This window comes from Streptomyces aureus, from assembly GCF_001418135.1.
Classification (GTDB): Bacteria; Actinomycetota; Actinomycetes; order Streptomycetales; family Streptomycetaceae; genus Streptomyces; species Streptomyces aureus_A.
Genome location: NZ_LIPQ01000276.1, coordinates 1 through 12,535 on the forward strand (window position 1 = coordinate 1; position 12,535 = coordinate 12,535).

At 69.0% G+C, this 12,535-nt stretch carries 16 protein-coding genes; 11 read left to right on the forward strand and 5 right to left on the reverse strand.

Annotated elements, in window-relative coordinates; all coding sequences use genetic code 11:
- Positions 1-240: 240 nt before the first annotated feature.
- Positions 241-666: an SsgA family sporulation/cell division regulator gene (locus tag AOK00_RS22705; protein WP_079042141.1), complete on the forward strand. Its 426-nt coding sequence runs from the start codon at positions 241-243 to the stop codon at positions 664-666.
- A 93-nt stretch (positions 667-759) separates the two neighbouring features.
- On the opposite strand, the gene AOK00_RS22710 is transcribed toward AOK00_RS22705, so the two are convergent.
- A complete protein-coding gene (locus AOK00_RS22710) occupies positions 760-1,182 on the reverse strand; it encodes an ATP-binding protein (protein ID WP_055602143.1) in 423 nt (140 codons plus the stop codon).
- A gap of 290 nt (positions 1,183-1,472) precedes the next feature.
- Between AOK00_RS22710 and AOK00_RS22715 the strand changes: the two genes are divergently transcribed.
- Both AOK00_RS22715 and AOK00_RS22720 read left to right on the forward strand, forming a co-directional pair.
- Positions 1,473-2,309: an RNA polymerase sigma factor SigF gene (locus tag AOK00_RS22715; protein WP_055602154.1), complete on the forward strand. Its 837-nt coding sequence runs from the start codon at positions 1,473-1,475 to the stop codon at positions 2,307-2,309.
- A gap of 150 nt (positions 2,310-2,459) precedes the next feature.
- Positions 2,460-2,732, forward strand: a complete 273-nt coding sequence (locus tag AOK00_RS22720) for a GlsB/YeaQ/YmgE family stress response membrane protein (RefSeq protein WP_055602155.1) — start codon at positions 2,460-2,462, stop codon at positions 2,730-2,732.
- A 282-nt stretch (positions 2,733-3,014) separates the two neighbouring features.
- On the opposite strand, the gene AOK00_RS22725 is transcribed toward AOK00_RS22720, so the two are convergent.
- Together AOK00_RS22725 and AOK00_RS22730 are read right to left on the reverse strand one after the other, a co-directional pair.
- A complete protein-coding gene (locus AOK00_RS22725; RefSeq protein ID WP_055602144.1) occupies positions 3,015-4,745 on the reverse strand; it encodes a thiamine pyrophosphate-dependent enzyme in 1,731 nt (576 codons plus the stop codon).
- A 32-nt stretch (positions 4,746-4,777) separates the two neighbouring features.
- Positions 4,778-6,370: an FMN-binding glutamate synthase family protein gene (locus tag AOK00_RS22730; RefSeq protein WP_055602145.1), complete on the reverse strand. Its 1,593-nt coding sequence runs from the start codon at positions 6,368-6,370 to the stop codon at positions 4,778-4,780.
- 173 nt (positions 6,371-6,543) lie between these two features.
- Between AOK00_RS22730 and AOK00_RS39475 the strand changes: the two genes are divergently transcribed.
- Entirely contained in the window at positions 6,544-6,717 is a 174-nt protein-coding gene (locus tag AOK00_RS39475; RefSeq protein WP_173861615.1) for a hypothetical protein, read from the forward strand.
- Positions 6,718-6,811: 94 nt separating this feature from the next.
- On the forward strand, positions 6,812-6,985 hold the full coding sequence (locus AOK00_RS22735) for a CsbD family protein (RefSeq protein WP_055602146.1): 174 nt from the start codon (positions 6,812-6,814) through the stop codon (positions 6,983-6,985).
- Positions 6,986-7,090: 105 nt separating this feature from the next.
- On the opposite strand, the gene AOK00_RS22740 is transcribed toward AOK00_RS22735, so the two are convergent.
- Together AOK00_RS22740 and AOK00_RS39170 are read right to left on the reverse strand one after the other, a co-directional pair.
- The gene (locus AOK00_RS22740) at positions 7,091-8,215 is read right to left on the reverse strand and encodes an SRPBCC family protein (RefSeq protein ID WP_055602147.1); all 1,125 of its coding nucleotides are present in this window, start codon (positions 8,213-8,215) and stop codon (positions 7,091-7,093) included.
- A gap of 3 nt (positions 8,216-8,218) precedes the next feature.
- Entirely contained in the window at positions 8,219-9,436 is a 1,218-nt protein-coding gene (locus tag AOK00_RS39170) for a hypothetical protein (protein WP_055602148.1), read from the reverse strand.
- A 201-nt stretch (positions 9,437-9,637) separates the two neighbouring features.
- Between AOK00_RS39170 and AOK00_RS22750 the strand changes: the two genes are divergently transcribed.
- The 6 genes from AOK00_RS22750 to AOK00_RS22775 form a co-directional block, all read left to right on the forward strand.
- The gene (locus AOK00_RS22750; protein ID WP_055602149.1) at positions 9,638-10,000 is read left to right on the forward strand and encodes a gas vesicle protein; all 363 of its coding nucleotides are present in this window, start codon (positions 9,638-9,640) and stop codon (positions 9,998-10,000) included.
- 29 nt (positions 10,001-10,029) lie between these two features.
- The gene (gene gvpJ / locus AOK00_RS22755; protein ID WP_055602150.1) at positions 10,030-10,497 is read left to right on the forward strand and encodes a gas vesicle protein GvpJ; all 468 of its coding nucleotides are present in this window, start codon (positions 10,030-10,032) and stop codon (positions 10,495-10,497) included.
- 3 nt (positions 10,498-10,500) lie between these two features.
- On the forward strand, positions 10,501-11,217 hold the full coding sequence (locus tag AOK00_RS22760; protein WP_055602151.1) for a GvpL/GvpF family gas vesicle protein: 717 nt from the start codon (positions 10,501-10,503) through the stop codon (positions 11,215-11,217).
- A 21-nt stretch (positions 11,218-11,238) separates the two neighbouring features.
- Positions 11,239-11,487, forward strand: a complete 249-nt coding sequence (locus AOK00_RS22765; RefSeq protein WP_055602152.1) for a gas vesicle protein GvpG — start codon at positions 11,239-11,241, stop codon at positions 11,485-11,487.
- Between the two features lie 45 nt (positions 11,488-11,532).
- Entirely contained in the window at positions 11,533-12,003 is a 471-nt protein-coding gene (locus tag AOK00_RS22770) for a gas vesicle protein (RefSeq protein ID WP_055602153.1), read from the forward strand.
- On the forward strand, positions 12,000-12,535 hold a 536-nt coding region (locus AOK00_RS22775; protein ID WP_173861616.1), incomplete at its 3' end, for a GvpL/GvpF family gas vesicle protein. The genes AOK00_RS22770 and AOK00_RS22775, both read left to right, overlap by 4 nt.

Here is a 12,535-nt window from a genome sequence, read left to right on the forward strand (position 1 = left end):
CCGGTCGGGCTGCGCCCCCGCGGCCTCCGCCCGCCCAGGTCCCGCGTCCTCCGCCGGCGGCCCTGCCCCTGGCGCCTCCGCCCGCCCCTCCCACGTCCTGCGCCGGCCCTGCTCCCGCGGGCTTCACGAAATCACGACGTCATCGGCACATCCGTCTCGCGTGCGCGAGGTGTAACGGGGATGGGACGGGTCAAGCGGACACCGCACCCCCTCGCCACGTCCCCTCAGCCGGAGGACCTCATGCCCCAGCACCCCGTCGCACCCCTTCCCGCGCCGCGCGTCCTCACGCAGCCCATGGCCATGGAACTGCTGACCCCGGACGCGGCGGTCCCGATCGAGACCACCATCAGTTACACCTCCCGCGACCCACACGCGCTGAGCATCGTCTTCCACCTCCTGGGCGATGCTCCCGTCGTGTGGCGCGTCGACCGCGAGATGGTCATCACCGGATCGCTGACCCCCACCGGTGCGGGAGAGGTCCACCTGCGGCCCGGGCCCGACGGCGGGCTTCTCCTGCGGCTCGGCCCGGCCGGGCACTGCGCCATGGTCAGGTGCGACCAGGACGGGCTCGCCCGCCTCGTACGCGACACCTTCGTCCTCGTGCCGCAGGGCACGGAGGAGAGGCACATCGACTGGCAGCCGCTGCTCACCTCTCTCAGGCGCTGAGGTCGGGTGCGCGCGCCTCCGCCGTGCACGGGCGCGCAAAGCACGTGCCCCCGCTCGGGGATGCTCTCCGCTCGCCCCTCGCACGCACCTTCCTCATTCCGGCCGGCCGGGCGAGGGCGGGCCGAAGCAGGCGGTGACGTCCTTGCCCCGCGGGCAGGAGCGGATCCGCAGATCGTCGGCCAGGGCGCCGATCAGGAGCAGGCCGCGCCCGCCCAGGGCGTCGTCGTCGGGGTGGCGTTGCTCGGGAACACGGGACGACGCGTCGTGCGCGGTCACGTGCAGGCACTCCTCGTCCCACGTGAGGATGAGCTGCGCATCGCTGTGGGCGTGGACGTGGGCGTTGGTGACCATCTCGGAGACGGCGAGCACCACAGAGTCCACCAAGTCCGGCGCGGTACGGTCCCATCCGATCGTCGCCAGGTGCTGACGCGTCCAGTCGCGTGCTGTCTTCACGCTGCTGCCGAGGGGAAGTGACCGAGCCCACCCGACGGCTCTCAGTGAGGGATCCCGTGGCATGTCTCTCCTTCGAACGACGGTACTGACTTCACCTTCCTTCTGCCCAGCGACCTGCGGAAGAAGCGGCCTTGGCACTCGGCGGCCCCGACCGACTCTGCAGGGACGGCGGCTGACTGCCCCTCACACCGGCACACCCGACCCGACGAGCGCACCCGGGGCGCCGCTCCTCAGGGAAGATCTCGACAACTTGTTTGTGTGGACCCGGGCGCTCCGGGTAGGCGAGCTGACACAGGGCCACGAATCCCGGCTCGGGACACACGTGAAAGGGGAATGGCGTGACGCTCACGACGATGTCGGCCAAGGCAATTGAGGCCGGAACGGGAACGCTGCCGGTGATCCCGGACGCGTTGGCGGTCGCGCCCAAGGACGCACGCGCGCTGTCGAAGGTCTTCTTCCAGGAACTCACGGTGCTGGAGGAGGGGACGCACGAGTACCAGTACGCGCGCAACACCCTCATCGAGATGAACATGAGCCTGGTCCGCTACGCGGCCGGGCGGTTCCGTCATCGCGGCGACGAGATGGAGGACATCGTCCAGGTCGGCATGATCGGACTGATCAAGGCGATCGACCGCTTCGAGCTCTCGCGTGAGGTCGAGTTCACCACGTTCGCGGTGCCCTACATCGTCGGGGAGATCAAGAGGTTCTTCCGGGACACCTCCTGGGCGGTGCACGTACCCCGCCGCCTCCAGGAGGCCCGGGTGGAACTGGCCAAGGCGACCGAGGAGCTGAGCACGCGCCTGGGCCGGACCCCGACGGTCAAGGAACTCGCCGAGCTGATGAGCCTCACGGAGGAAGAGGTCACCGAGGCCCGGCTGGCCTCCAACGGCTACAACTCCTCGTCCCTGGACGCCGCGCTCAGCGGCGAGAACGAGGACAGCGAGTCCTCCCTGGCCGATTTCATCGGCAGCGAGGACCCCGCCATGGAGCTGGTGGAGGACTTCCACACCCTGGCCCCGCTCATCGCCGACCTCGACGAGCGTGACCGGCAGATCATCCACCTGAGGTTCGTCGAAGAGCTCACCCAGTCCCAGATCGGGGAACGCCTGGGCTGCTCCCAGATGCACGTGTCCCGTCTGCTCTCGCGCACGATGAAGCGCTTGCGCCGAGGCCTGCTGGAAACCGGCTGACCCGGCAGACCTCGCGGCGCCCCGTGGAAGCGGTGCGGCGCGGGGACCGGAGAGGTTTCAGTGCACCTGTCCGGGAAAACGTGTCTGGTCGCGCCGGATCGGTGCGGGCGAACATCACGGACTTCTCAGGCGATGAACTGGAGGCACATCATGGGCATCATCGCGTGGATCCTCATCGGCCTGCTGGCCGGCGCGATCGCCAAGGCTCTCATGCCGGGCAGGGACCCGGGCGGCATCATCATCACCATGCTCATCGGCGTTGCCGGCGGCCTGCTCGGCGGATGGCTCGGCAAGGTGATCCTCGGCGTCGACGCCATCGACGGGTTCTTCGACCTCTCCACCTGGATCGCCGCCATCGTCGGCTCGGTGATTCTTCTCGCCCTCTACCGCCTCGTCGCGGGCAACAGGCATCGCCACGCCTGACCCCGGCTCAGGCCGACGCACAGGAGAAGGCACCTCTTTCCCCCGGCGGGGCAGGGGTGCCTTCGCGTGCGCGGCGGCGAAGCGCCGGAGACGTGGCACGCTGCGAAGCGCCGGAGACCTGGAACCCGGCGACGCACCGGAGACCTGGCACGCTGCGACGCGGCCTCCGCTTGTCCGGGCCGGGGCAGGCCCGTTGCGAAGGCCCGCACTTTCTGCATCTCGCGCGAAGGAGGGCCCGGACGCGACGCGTCCGGGCCCTCCTTCATGCCGGCACGGCGCCGCTCAGCCGCTCCCCGACGGGAGGTTCTCCTTGATCTTGGCGATGGCGAAGCCCCAGCCCTGGGACACGGTCGGCTTGCCGGGCACGGCCACTTCGGCGGGGTTCGTCACCACGTCCAGGAGCACCGGGCCGGGAACGGCGAGCGCCCGGCGTACGGCCTCGTCCAGCTCTCCGGGCTCGGTGACACGGATGCCGGTCAGCCCGAGGGCTTCCGCCACCGCGGCGAAGTCCGGGTTGTCGAGAATCGTCCCGAACTCGGGAAGCCCGGCCTGTTCCTGTTCGAGCTTGACCATGCCGAGCCGGCGATTGTCGAAGACCACGAGTTTGACCGGAAGCCGCTCGGACCGGATGGTCATGAGGTCTCCCAGCAGCATGCTCAGGCCGCCGTCGCCGCAGAAGGCCACGACCTGGCGGTCCGGTGCCCACAGCTGGGCGCCGATGGCCTGGGGCATGGCGTTGGCCATGGAGCCGAGGTTGTACGAGCCGATCAGCCGGCGGCTGCCGCGCATGCTGACGAAACGCGACAGCCAGACCGTGGCCATGCCGGTGTCGGAGGTGAAGATCGCGTCATCGGCGGCGTGACGGTCCACCGCGGCCGCCAGTGCCTCCGGGCGGATCTCCTCGTCCCGGTTGTCGAACAGCGCCCGCACCCGTCCGAGGAGACGTTTGTCGTGGGTGGGGTCGGCCAGATCCGCCTGTCCCTCCTGCCATTCCAGGAACCGCTCGCGGGCCTCGTCGAGGTGGGACCGGGAGCCGATCGGGGTGAGCAGCGGCAACAGGGCCCGCAGTGTCGCACCGACGTCCCCGGCAAGCCCCACGTCCACCGGGACACGGCGGCCCAGATGCTCCTCCCGCACATCGATCTGCACGATCCGACAGTCCGCCGGGTACCAGTCGCGGTAAGGGAAATCGGTGCCCAGCAGGATCAGCGTGTCGCAGGTGTCCATGGCGTGGGCGGCGGCCGGGTTGCCGATCAGGCCGGTCTGGCCGACCTCGTAGGGATTGTCCTCCTCGAAACCCTCCTTGCCCTTGAGCGTGAGCACCATCGGCGCAGCGAGGAGCTCGGCGGTGCGCAGCACCTCCTCGCGGGAGTCCCGGGCACCGCGCCCCACGAGGAGGGTGACCCGGGAGCCGGCGGCGATCGCCTCCGCCGCCTCTGCCAGCGCCGGGTCGTCGGGGCGGGTCACGGCCGGGCGAGGCAGCGCGAACCGCGGCGGCCGGTCGTCCTCGACCTTCTGATCCCCGAGGTCGCCGGGGACGGTCAGCACCGCCACACCCCGGCGGGTCACGGCCGCTCGCACGGCCGACTCCAGCAGCCTCGGCATCTGGGTGGGGGAGGTCACGGTGGCCCGGTACACGGCCACGTCCCGGAACAGGAGGTCGTTGTCCACTTCCTGGAAGTAGTCGCCGCCCACCTCCGACAACGGCACCTGGCCGCAGATCGCCAGGACCGGGGCGCCGCTCTTGGCGGCGTCGTACAACCCGTTCAGGAGATGGACCGAGCCGGGCCCCACGGTTCCCATGCAGACCCCGAGCTCGCCCGACAGCTGGGCGCGTGCGCCGGCGGCGAAGGCCGCGGCCTCCTCGTGGCGGAAGCCGGTCCACTCGATTCCCTCCGTGGTCCGGATGGCGTCGGTGAGGGGATTGAGAGCGTCGCCGACCACGCCGAACACATGGCCGACGCCAAGGTCCGCGAGCCCGTCGACGATTACTTGGGCAACGGTACGAGTCATGAGATCTCCTTTCACGAAGGATGACGACCGGGTCACCGGAGGGTGAACCGGTCAGGATGAGCCGCGTTCCAGTCGCCTGCCCACGAAGGCGGGACCGATGCCGACGCGAGGAGCTGCCCGGCTTTGAGCGGTGCGTACAGCTCGCCATGGGACCGGACGGTGTCCGGTCCGACCCGGCGCAGCAGCATTCCGGGCCCCAGGCCGCTCGGATCGTCGGCGCCCATGGCGGCCGTGATCCGCAGGGCGCTCCTGACCGTCGCCTCCTGGAAGCGCTGGACGCGGCGCGCCTTGTCCTCGACGTCGAGGGCCCGGGCGCGCCGGCGGTCCTGCGTGGCGACTCCGACGGGGCAGGTGTTGGTGTGGCAGCGCTGGGCCTGGACGCATCCGAGGGCGAACATCATGGCCCTGGCGGAGTTGGTGTAGTCGGCACCCTGGATCAGCCGCTTGACGATGTCGCCGCCGGTGGCGATCTTTCCGGAGGCGCCGATCCGTATCCGGTCGCGCAGTCCCGCGCCGACGAGGGACCGGTGGACCGTGGTCAGCCCTTCGGTGAGGGGGAGCCCGACGGTGTCCGCGAACTCCAGCGGCGCGGCCCCGGTGCCGCCTTCGGCCCCGTCGACGACGATGAAGTCGGGCGTGACGTCCTCGTCCAGCATCGCCTTGCAGACGGCGAGGAACTCGCGGCGCGATCCGACGCACAGCTTGAACCCGACCGGTTTGCCTCCGGCGAGCTCCCGCATCCGGCCCACGAAGCGCACGAGCTCCCTCGGGGTCCGGTAGACGCGGTGGTACGGCGGGGAGATCACGGTGCGGCCCTCGGGGACGCCGCGGGCCGCGGCGATCTCCCGGCTGACCTTGGAGCCGGGCAGCACGCCGCCGATGCCGGGCTTGGCGCCCTGGCTGATCTTCAGCAGGACGCAGGCGACCTGGTCGAAGGCGGCCTTCTCGGCGAACCTCCGTGGGTCGAAGTCGCCGTCCTCCGTGCGGCAGCCGAAGTACCCCGTGCCGATCTCCCAGACGAGGTCCCCACCGGGAGCCAGGTGGTGCTCCGATATCCCGCCCTCGCCGGTGTCGTGGGCGAAGCCACCCCGTCGGGCGCCCTCGTTCAGGGCGCGGACCGCAGGGCCGGACAGGGAGCCGAAGCTCATCGCGGACACGTTGAGCAGGGCCATGTCGTAGGGCCTGGTGCAGTCGGGGCCGCCGATCCGGACGCGGGGCGGTTCCTTGGGAACCGGGCGCGGGGACATGGAGGGTACGAGGTAGTCGGTCCCCGGCCGGTACAGCTCCAGCTCCGTCCCGAAAGGGTCCTCGGCGTCGGTTCCCTTGGCCCGCTCGTAGACGATGGACCGCGTGTCCCGGTCGAAGGGCGCGCCGTCGACGTTCCGCTCGACGAAGTACTGCTGCACCTCGGGACGGATCCTCTCCATCGCGAACCGCAGGTGCCCCAGGAGCGGGTAGTTGCGCAGGATCGAGTGGCGTCGCTGCACGACGTCGTACGACGCGACCGCCGCGAGCAGGAGTGCGGGGCCGGCAGCGCACCACCACCAGGGGGACACCAGGACGGCCAGGAGGCCGGTGACGAGGGCGGCGACGGCCGGCAGGAGCACGAGAAGAAGCGTCAGCATATGGGGTCGTCTGTCCCGGATGGAGCAGGTCAAGCGCGCTGCGACCGAGGTATCCCGGCCCAGGGGGAGCGCCCGTGGCAGGCGCACCCCGGAACAGGGCGGGCCGCCGGTGTTCCGGTTCCTTTTCGGCGCCGAGGGTAGGCGGTCAGGTGTGAGCGTCTGAGGAGTGAGTGATGAGTGCCAAGGAGAAGGCCAAGGCGAAGGCCGAGCAGATCATCGGCAAGGCCGTGCAGAAGACGGCCCATATGCGGGGTGACAAGAACACGGAGGCCAAGGGCGCCGCTCTCGGGGCCCGCGGAAAGGCCCGTGAGCGGAAGGAGAAGGGCAAGGACTTCTTCAAGAAATAATCCGCACCGGAGTCGCATGCATGCCCGTATTCCGGGCAGCGGACTCACGCGGGCCTCGTTTCGAGGCCTGGACAGGCATGGGAAGGTGACAACCATGGCCGGAGGCAAGAAGGCCAAGAACGTGGCGAAAACCACCAAGGGCAAGATGAAGGAGACCACGGGTAAGGCCGTCGGCAACGAGAGCCTGGAGATGAAGGGCCGTGCCGAGCAGGCCGAAGGCGACGTGAAGCAGGCCGGAGAAAAGGTCAAGGATGCTTTCAGGCGTTGATTCGTCCTGCGATCGTGGCGGTCGACGAGCTGTAGTCGAAGGGAGGAGCGACCCCGCGGGGCCGCTCCTCCCTTCGACGTGCGAGTCGACTACCGAGCGTCGCCGTCAGCGCCCACGTCGGCGCCGACCCGTGGTCTGGGCCTCGTCCTCGTCCTCGTCCTCGTCCTCCTCCTCGTTTTCCTCGTCGTCCTCGTAACCCTCGGCGTCGTCTTCGTACTCCTCGTCCTCCGGCTCTCTCTCGCCGTCCTCTTCGTACTCGTCCTCCGGCTCGTCCTCGTCGTACTCCTCCTCGCGGCCCTCCTCCGCCTCATCCTCGCGGCCCTCTTCGGCCTCGTCGCCCTCGTACTCCTCCTCCGGCCGGCCTTCCTCTTCCTCCTCGCCACCTTCCTCGTCCCTGTCGGCTTCTTCCTCCTCTTCGAGTGCCTCCTCGTGCGAGCGGACCACCTCGCCGTCGCGGATCTCACCGCGCCAGCCCTCGGGCTCGTCATCGGTGAGGGTGACGTGGCGGCGGAAGTGCTTCATGTCCAGCCGGAGACGGCGGCCTTGAACGCGCCAGATGTTGCCCGTCTTCTCGAAGAGGCCGGAGGGGTAGTACTCGACGGTGAGCAGGATCCGGGTGAGCGACGGGCCCAGTTCGTGGAAGCTGACGCAGCCCCGGGTGGAACCCTTCGCGCCCTCCGAGGTCCAGATGATGTGGTCGTCGGGGACCTGTTCCTGGACCGTTGCCTTCCAACTGCGGGTCGAAGGACCCACCTTGACCTTCCAGTCGCTGGATGTCTCGTCGCCCTGCGAGACGTTGCGGACGCCCTTGGTGAAGCCGCTGAAGTCCTCGTACTGGGTCCAGTGGTTGTAGACCCGGCGCAGGGGAGCGCCCACGTCGACGGTCTCGACGATGCTGGTGATCTTTTGAGTACCGCTCTTCCGCTTGCCTTTGCCCGATCCGAACAAATTGGACGCCGCGTCGGTGACTTTGTCCTTCAGTCCCCCGAATGCCTGGCCTGCCACGGCCTTGAGGGGGGAGTCCCCCTTCAGCAATCGGCCGCCGATGTCGGTCAGTTTGCCGCCGTTTTCCGCCACGTCGTTCAGCTGGTCCGTGACGTCCCCGAGTTTGTCCGAGGCTTTGTCGGCCAGTTGGCCGGTCTGCGCGGAGAGGAACCCGCCCAGTTCGCTGAGCAGTCGGTCCATCCCGGACGGGGACGACTCGGTGCGGTCTCGGTCTTCGGTTGCCATGACCTACCTCCGCGTCGACGGCTTGCGTGCCGTGGTCTTCTTCGCCGCGGGCTTGCGAGCGGCTGTCTTCTTCGCCGCGGGCTTGCGCGTGGCTGCCTTCTTCGCGGCGGGCTTGCGAGCGGCTGTCTTCTTCGTAGCCGACGCGCGTCCTGTGGTCTTCTTCGCTGCTGTCTTCTTCGCCGGTCCGGCGGCGGTCTTCTTGGCGCTCGCGGTCTTCTTGGCGGGAGCGGTCTTTTTCGCGGGCGTGGCCTTCTTCGCGGGCGTGGCCTTCTTCGCGGGCGTGGCCTTCTTCGCAGGCGTGGCCTTCTTCGCTGTGCTCCGGCTCGATGCCGACCGCTTTGCGGGTGCCGCCTTCGCCGTCGTTCCGGACGCTCCGGTCTTCTTGGCCGCCGCGGCGGGTTTCCGGGCCGACGCCGTGGTCTTCTTCGCCGGTGACGTACTGCCGCGCCCCTGGGCCGCCTTGCGGGGACGTGACCCGGTGGATGATCGTGGCCGGGATGCGGTGCCTTCCGCCGACCCTGAGCGGGACGACGGGCTGGGAGACCGGCGCCGGCGTGGCTTCTCCGGCTCGGCTTCGGGTTCCTCTTCTTCTTCCTCCTCCTCTTCCTCCTCCTCTTCGGGTTCCTCTTCCTCTTCGGGTTCCTCTTCCTCCTCCTCGGGCTTGTCTTCCTCCTCTTCGGGCTCCTCCGCCTCTGCTTCGGGTGCCTCCGCCTCTTCTTCCGGCTCCTCTTCCTCTTCCTCCTCCCATCCTTCGTCGTCTTCCTTGGCCTCCTCGTACTCGGGTTCCTCTTCCTCCTCTTCCTCCTCCTCGGGCTCCCATTCGTCGTCCTCGTCGTACCGGTCGTCCGCCTCCTCGCGCTCCTCCTCGTCCTCTTGGTCGCTCTCGTCCTCTTGGTCGCTGCCGCCGCCGCTGCCGATGGCGAGCGTCCGCTCGTGGAGGGAGTCGGCGAGGTCGGCCAGCTTGCGGTTGGCCGCCGCGGTGAAAGCCTGGCGGCCGGCGTTGAGCGCCTCGCCCTTCAACTGGTCCCCCATCTCGGCGATTTGGGGTACGTCCTTGAGCTTGGTGAGCCCTTGCGTGATGAGCTGCCCCGGCTCGAGGCCGAATCGCCGGCCCGCGAGGTAGGTCGCCACGGTAAACGCGAAGCGAGCCTTTTTCGTCCGTCCGAGTACGTAGCCGCCCGCCACCGCGGCCGCCAAGGCGATCTTGGTTGTGTCCTCCATGGCCCTTGTCCCTTCACCGGGCGCCTGCGGGCCGTTCCGCTGCTCGCCCGGGACGTCCCTGGATCAGGTCGCGCGTCTGTCGGAGGACGCTGGGGGACGCCCCGTTGGGGCGGTGGGAAGGTGCCCGTGTTCCCGGACATGGCGTATGTCCCTATATCATGAAATTCTAACCTTTAGTTGGTATCCGTCTTGTGGAGCGCCATGGGCACAGTGGATCCGGATCGGCCTCGACGCGGCGCCTCGCGCGCCGCGGGCGAGAAGCGCCCGCCTGCACGGCGAAAGCCGACGTCGAGCCGGGCGAAGGCCGTGGGCCCCGGCTCAGCCATGAGTTCGGCCACCGAGCAACTCGCGACACTGCTCGGCAGACCTCCCGAGTCCGTCTCCTCGCTCAAGCCCACCGATTCGGGGTGGGAGGCGCAGGTGGAAGTGCTGGAACTCGAGAGGATCCCCGACACGACGAGCGTGTTGGCCAGCTACCGGGTCTCGCTGGACGAGGAAGGCACGTTGATCTCCTTCGAGCGAACCCGCCGCTACACCCGAGGAACGATCGATCGGCCGTTCTGAGCTCGGTTCGGCTGACGGAAGGAGGCGCCATGACCATGGTGCCGCAGAGCGGCAGCGCCGTCAGCAGGGGTGGTGGTGGCTCCACAGGCAGCCTCTACGACGTCCTGGAACTCATCCTGGATCGCGGCCTGGTGATCGACGTCTTCGTTCGCGTCTCACTGGTCGGGATCGAGATCCTTAAGATAGACGCTCGGATCGTGGTGGCCAGCGTGGACACCTACCTCCGCTTCGCGGAGGCGTGCAACAGGCTCGACCTCGAAGCCGGCCGCAAGGCTCCGGCGCAGCTGCCCGAAGTCGTCGGCGGCATGATGGAGGGCGGGGCCCGCGGTAAGTCCAAGGGCGCCCTCACCGGTGCTGTCGAGGCCGTGACGGATTCCCTCACCGGGAAGTCGAGCAGTGATGACGAGGAGCCGGACGAGGAAGAGGCCGAGGAGGAGCGCGTCCCCCGACGTCGGAAGCCCGCCGCCCGCCGCCCGACACGACGGGAGAAGGAGTGACCTATGGCTCTCTACGTCTACGCGATCACCGCGGCGGACCATCCCCTCGACCTCGATGAGCTGTCCGGCGTCGGCTCCGAGGCGGTTCCTGTGCGCGCCGTCGCCTCCGGGCCGCTGTGTGCCGTGGTGAGCGACATCTCCGAGAAGATCCGGCCCAAGCGGCGCGACCTGCAGATTCACCAGGGGGTCCAGGAACGCCTCATGCGCGGAGGGCCCGTCCTGCCCCTGCAGTTCGGATACACCGCCGCCGACGAGCAGACGATCGAGCAGGTTCTCCTGAAGGGCGCCGACGGCTATCTCGCCAATCTGGAGCGGCTCGCGGGGTGTGCCGAGTACCACGTCCGAGCGTCCCAGGACGAGGAGGAGCTCCTGCGGCAGATTCTGAGCGAGACGCCCGAGGCCCGCGAACTCAACGAGCGGATACGCACCGGGGACCAAGATCCTCAGCTTCCGCTGGCCCTCGGCCAACTGGTGGCCGCGCAGGTGCAGGAACGGCAGGAGGCGTTGGCGTCCGGGCTTGTCGAGGCTCTCGTGCCGTTCGCTCGGGAGCACACCGTTCGGCAGGCTTCCGGAGCGGACTTCCTCAATCTCTCGCTCCTGGTCCCCGATGACCGGCAGGAGGAGTTCCGGACGGCGGAGGCGAACCTCGCCGACCAGATCGGGGACGGGATCGAGTTCCGGCTGAGCGGCCCGCTGCCGCCCTACAGCTTCGTGGAGTGACGCCCCGGAAGGAGGGAAACGATGGGACTGCTGGGAACCCTGTTCACGCTTCCCCTGGCCCCGGTGCGCGGAGTGACCTGGGTTGCCCAGAAAGTGCTGGACAGGGCAGAGGAGGAGTACTACGACCCGGCTCCCGTATGGCGGGAGCTCTCAGAACTTGAGGACCGGCTGGTGCGCGGGGAGATCGACGAAGAGGCCTTCGAGCATCGCGAGGACGAGCTGCTCGACCGGCTCGAGGAGATCACCGCCCACCGTACGAATACGCCATGACCGGGGAATCCGAGCACGCCATGACCGGGAATCGAGGACGCCGTCGTGTCTGACCCCCTGCCCGACCGCTTCGGATCCGCACCGTCCAGAGCGTTGCCGTCGCCGTACGGGCCGAGCTCCTCCGCGAACCTCGCAGACATCCTCGAACGCGTCCTGGACAAGGGCATCGTCATCGCCGGGGACATCCGAATCAATCTGCTCGACATCGAGCTGCTGACGATCAAGCTACGGATCCTGATCGCCTCCGTGGACAAGGCGAAAGAGATGGGCATCGACTGGTGGGAGCACGACCCCTCGCTCTCGTCGAAGCACACCGGAGGGCGCCTGGAGGAGGAGAACCGCCGACTCCGCGCCGAGCTGGACGCGCTGCGGCGCGACGCGCTGACCGCTGACGAACCCGGGACGCCCTCGTACCGGGAGACGGACGAGGATCTCGAACAGGGTGAGCCGGACCAGGACGTGGACGAAGGGACGACACCACGCCGAGGAGCAGCACGACGTAGGCGCAGCACATGATCGATCGTGAGGGCCTCACCTACGTCTACGCCGTGGTACCCGACACCTCGGGGCTGCGGGCAGCTCTCTCGGACGTCCGCGGGGTGTCCGGGGCCCTGGTGTCCCTCCTCGGCGAACACGCAACCGAGGGCGCGGAGCGCCCCGGCCCCCTTGCGTTCGTCACCAGCCGGGTCGCGCGGAACGAGTTCGACGAACGGACCTTGAAGAAGCGCTTCGAGGACCTGGAGTGGCTGGAGGGTGTTGCCCGCGCCCACCACGAGGTGGTGCAGACGATCGCCCGCCACGACACCGTTCTCCCGCTACGGCTGGCCACCCTCTACGAGAACGACGACCGGGCCCGCCACGCACTCGCCACCCAGCGGCACGTCTTCGCCGAAAGAATCGCCCTGCTCCGTGACCGGAGCGAGTGGGGCGTCAAGCTGTACATCAGGGCCACGGGGCCTTCCGAGGACCGAGACGGCGCCGCCGACTCCGGGGGCACCACGACGCTCAGCCCCGGCAAGGCCTACCTGCGGCGCCGTCTCGGTCCTCG

Coding starts and splice junctions, on each gene's coding strand:
- AOK00_RS22705 (WP_079042141.1), top strand. CDS start 241: ATGCCCCAGCACCCCGTCGCACCCCTTCCCGCGCCGCGCGTCCTCACG.
- AOK00_RS22710 (WP_055602143.1), bottom strand. CDS start 1,182: ATGCCACGGGATCCCTCACTGAGAGCCGTCGGGTGGGCTCGGTCACTT.
- AOK00_RS22715 (WP_055602154.1), top strand. CDS start 1,473: ATGTCGGCCAAGGCAATTGAGGCCGGAACGGGAACGCTGCCGGTGATC.
- AOK00_RS22720 (WP_055602155.1), top strand. CDS start 2,460: ATGGGCATCATCGCGTGGATCCTCATCGGCCTGCTGGCCGGCGCGATC.
- AOK00_RS22725 (WP_055602144.1), bottom strand. CDS start 4,745: ATGACTCGTACCGTTGCCCAAGTAATCGTCGACGGGCTCGCGGACCTT.
- AOK00_RS22730 (WP_055602145.1), bottom strand. CDS start 6,370: ATGCTGACGCTTCTTCTCGTGCTCCTGCCGGCCGTCGCCGCCCTCGTC.
- AOK00_RS39475 (WP_173861615.1), top strand. CDS start 6,544: ATGAGTGCCAAGGAGAAGGCCAAGGCGAAGGCCGAGCAGATCATCGGC.
- AOK00_RS22735 (WP_055602146.1), top strand. CDS start 6,812: ATGGCCGGAGGCAAGAAGGCCAAGAACGTGGCGAAAACCACCAAGGGC.
- AOK00_RS22740 (WP_055602147.1), bottom strand. CDS start 8,215: ATGGCAACCGAAGACCGAGACCGCACCGAGTCGTCCCCGTCCGGGATG.
- AOK00_RS39170 (WP_055602148.1), bottom strand. CDS start 9,436: ATGGAGGACACAACCAAGATCGCCTTGGCGGCCGCGGTGGCGGGCGGC.
- AOK00_RS22750 (WP_055602149.1), top strand. CDS start 9,638: ATGGGCACAGTGGATCCGGATCGGCCTCGACGCGGCGCCTCGCGCGCC.
- gvpJ (WP_055602150.1), top strand. CDS start 10,030: ATGACCATGGTGCCGCAGAGCGGCAGCGCCGTCAGCAGGGGTGGTGGT.
- AOK00_RS22760 (WP_055602151.1), top strand. CDS start 10,501: ATGGCTCTCTACGTCTACGCGATCACCGCGGCGGACCATCCCCTCGAC.
- AOK00_RS22765 (WP_055602152.1), top strand. CDS start 11,239: ATGGGACTGCTGGGAACCCTGTTCACGCTTCCCCTGGCCCCGGTGCGC.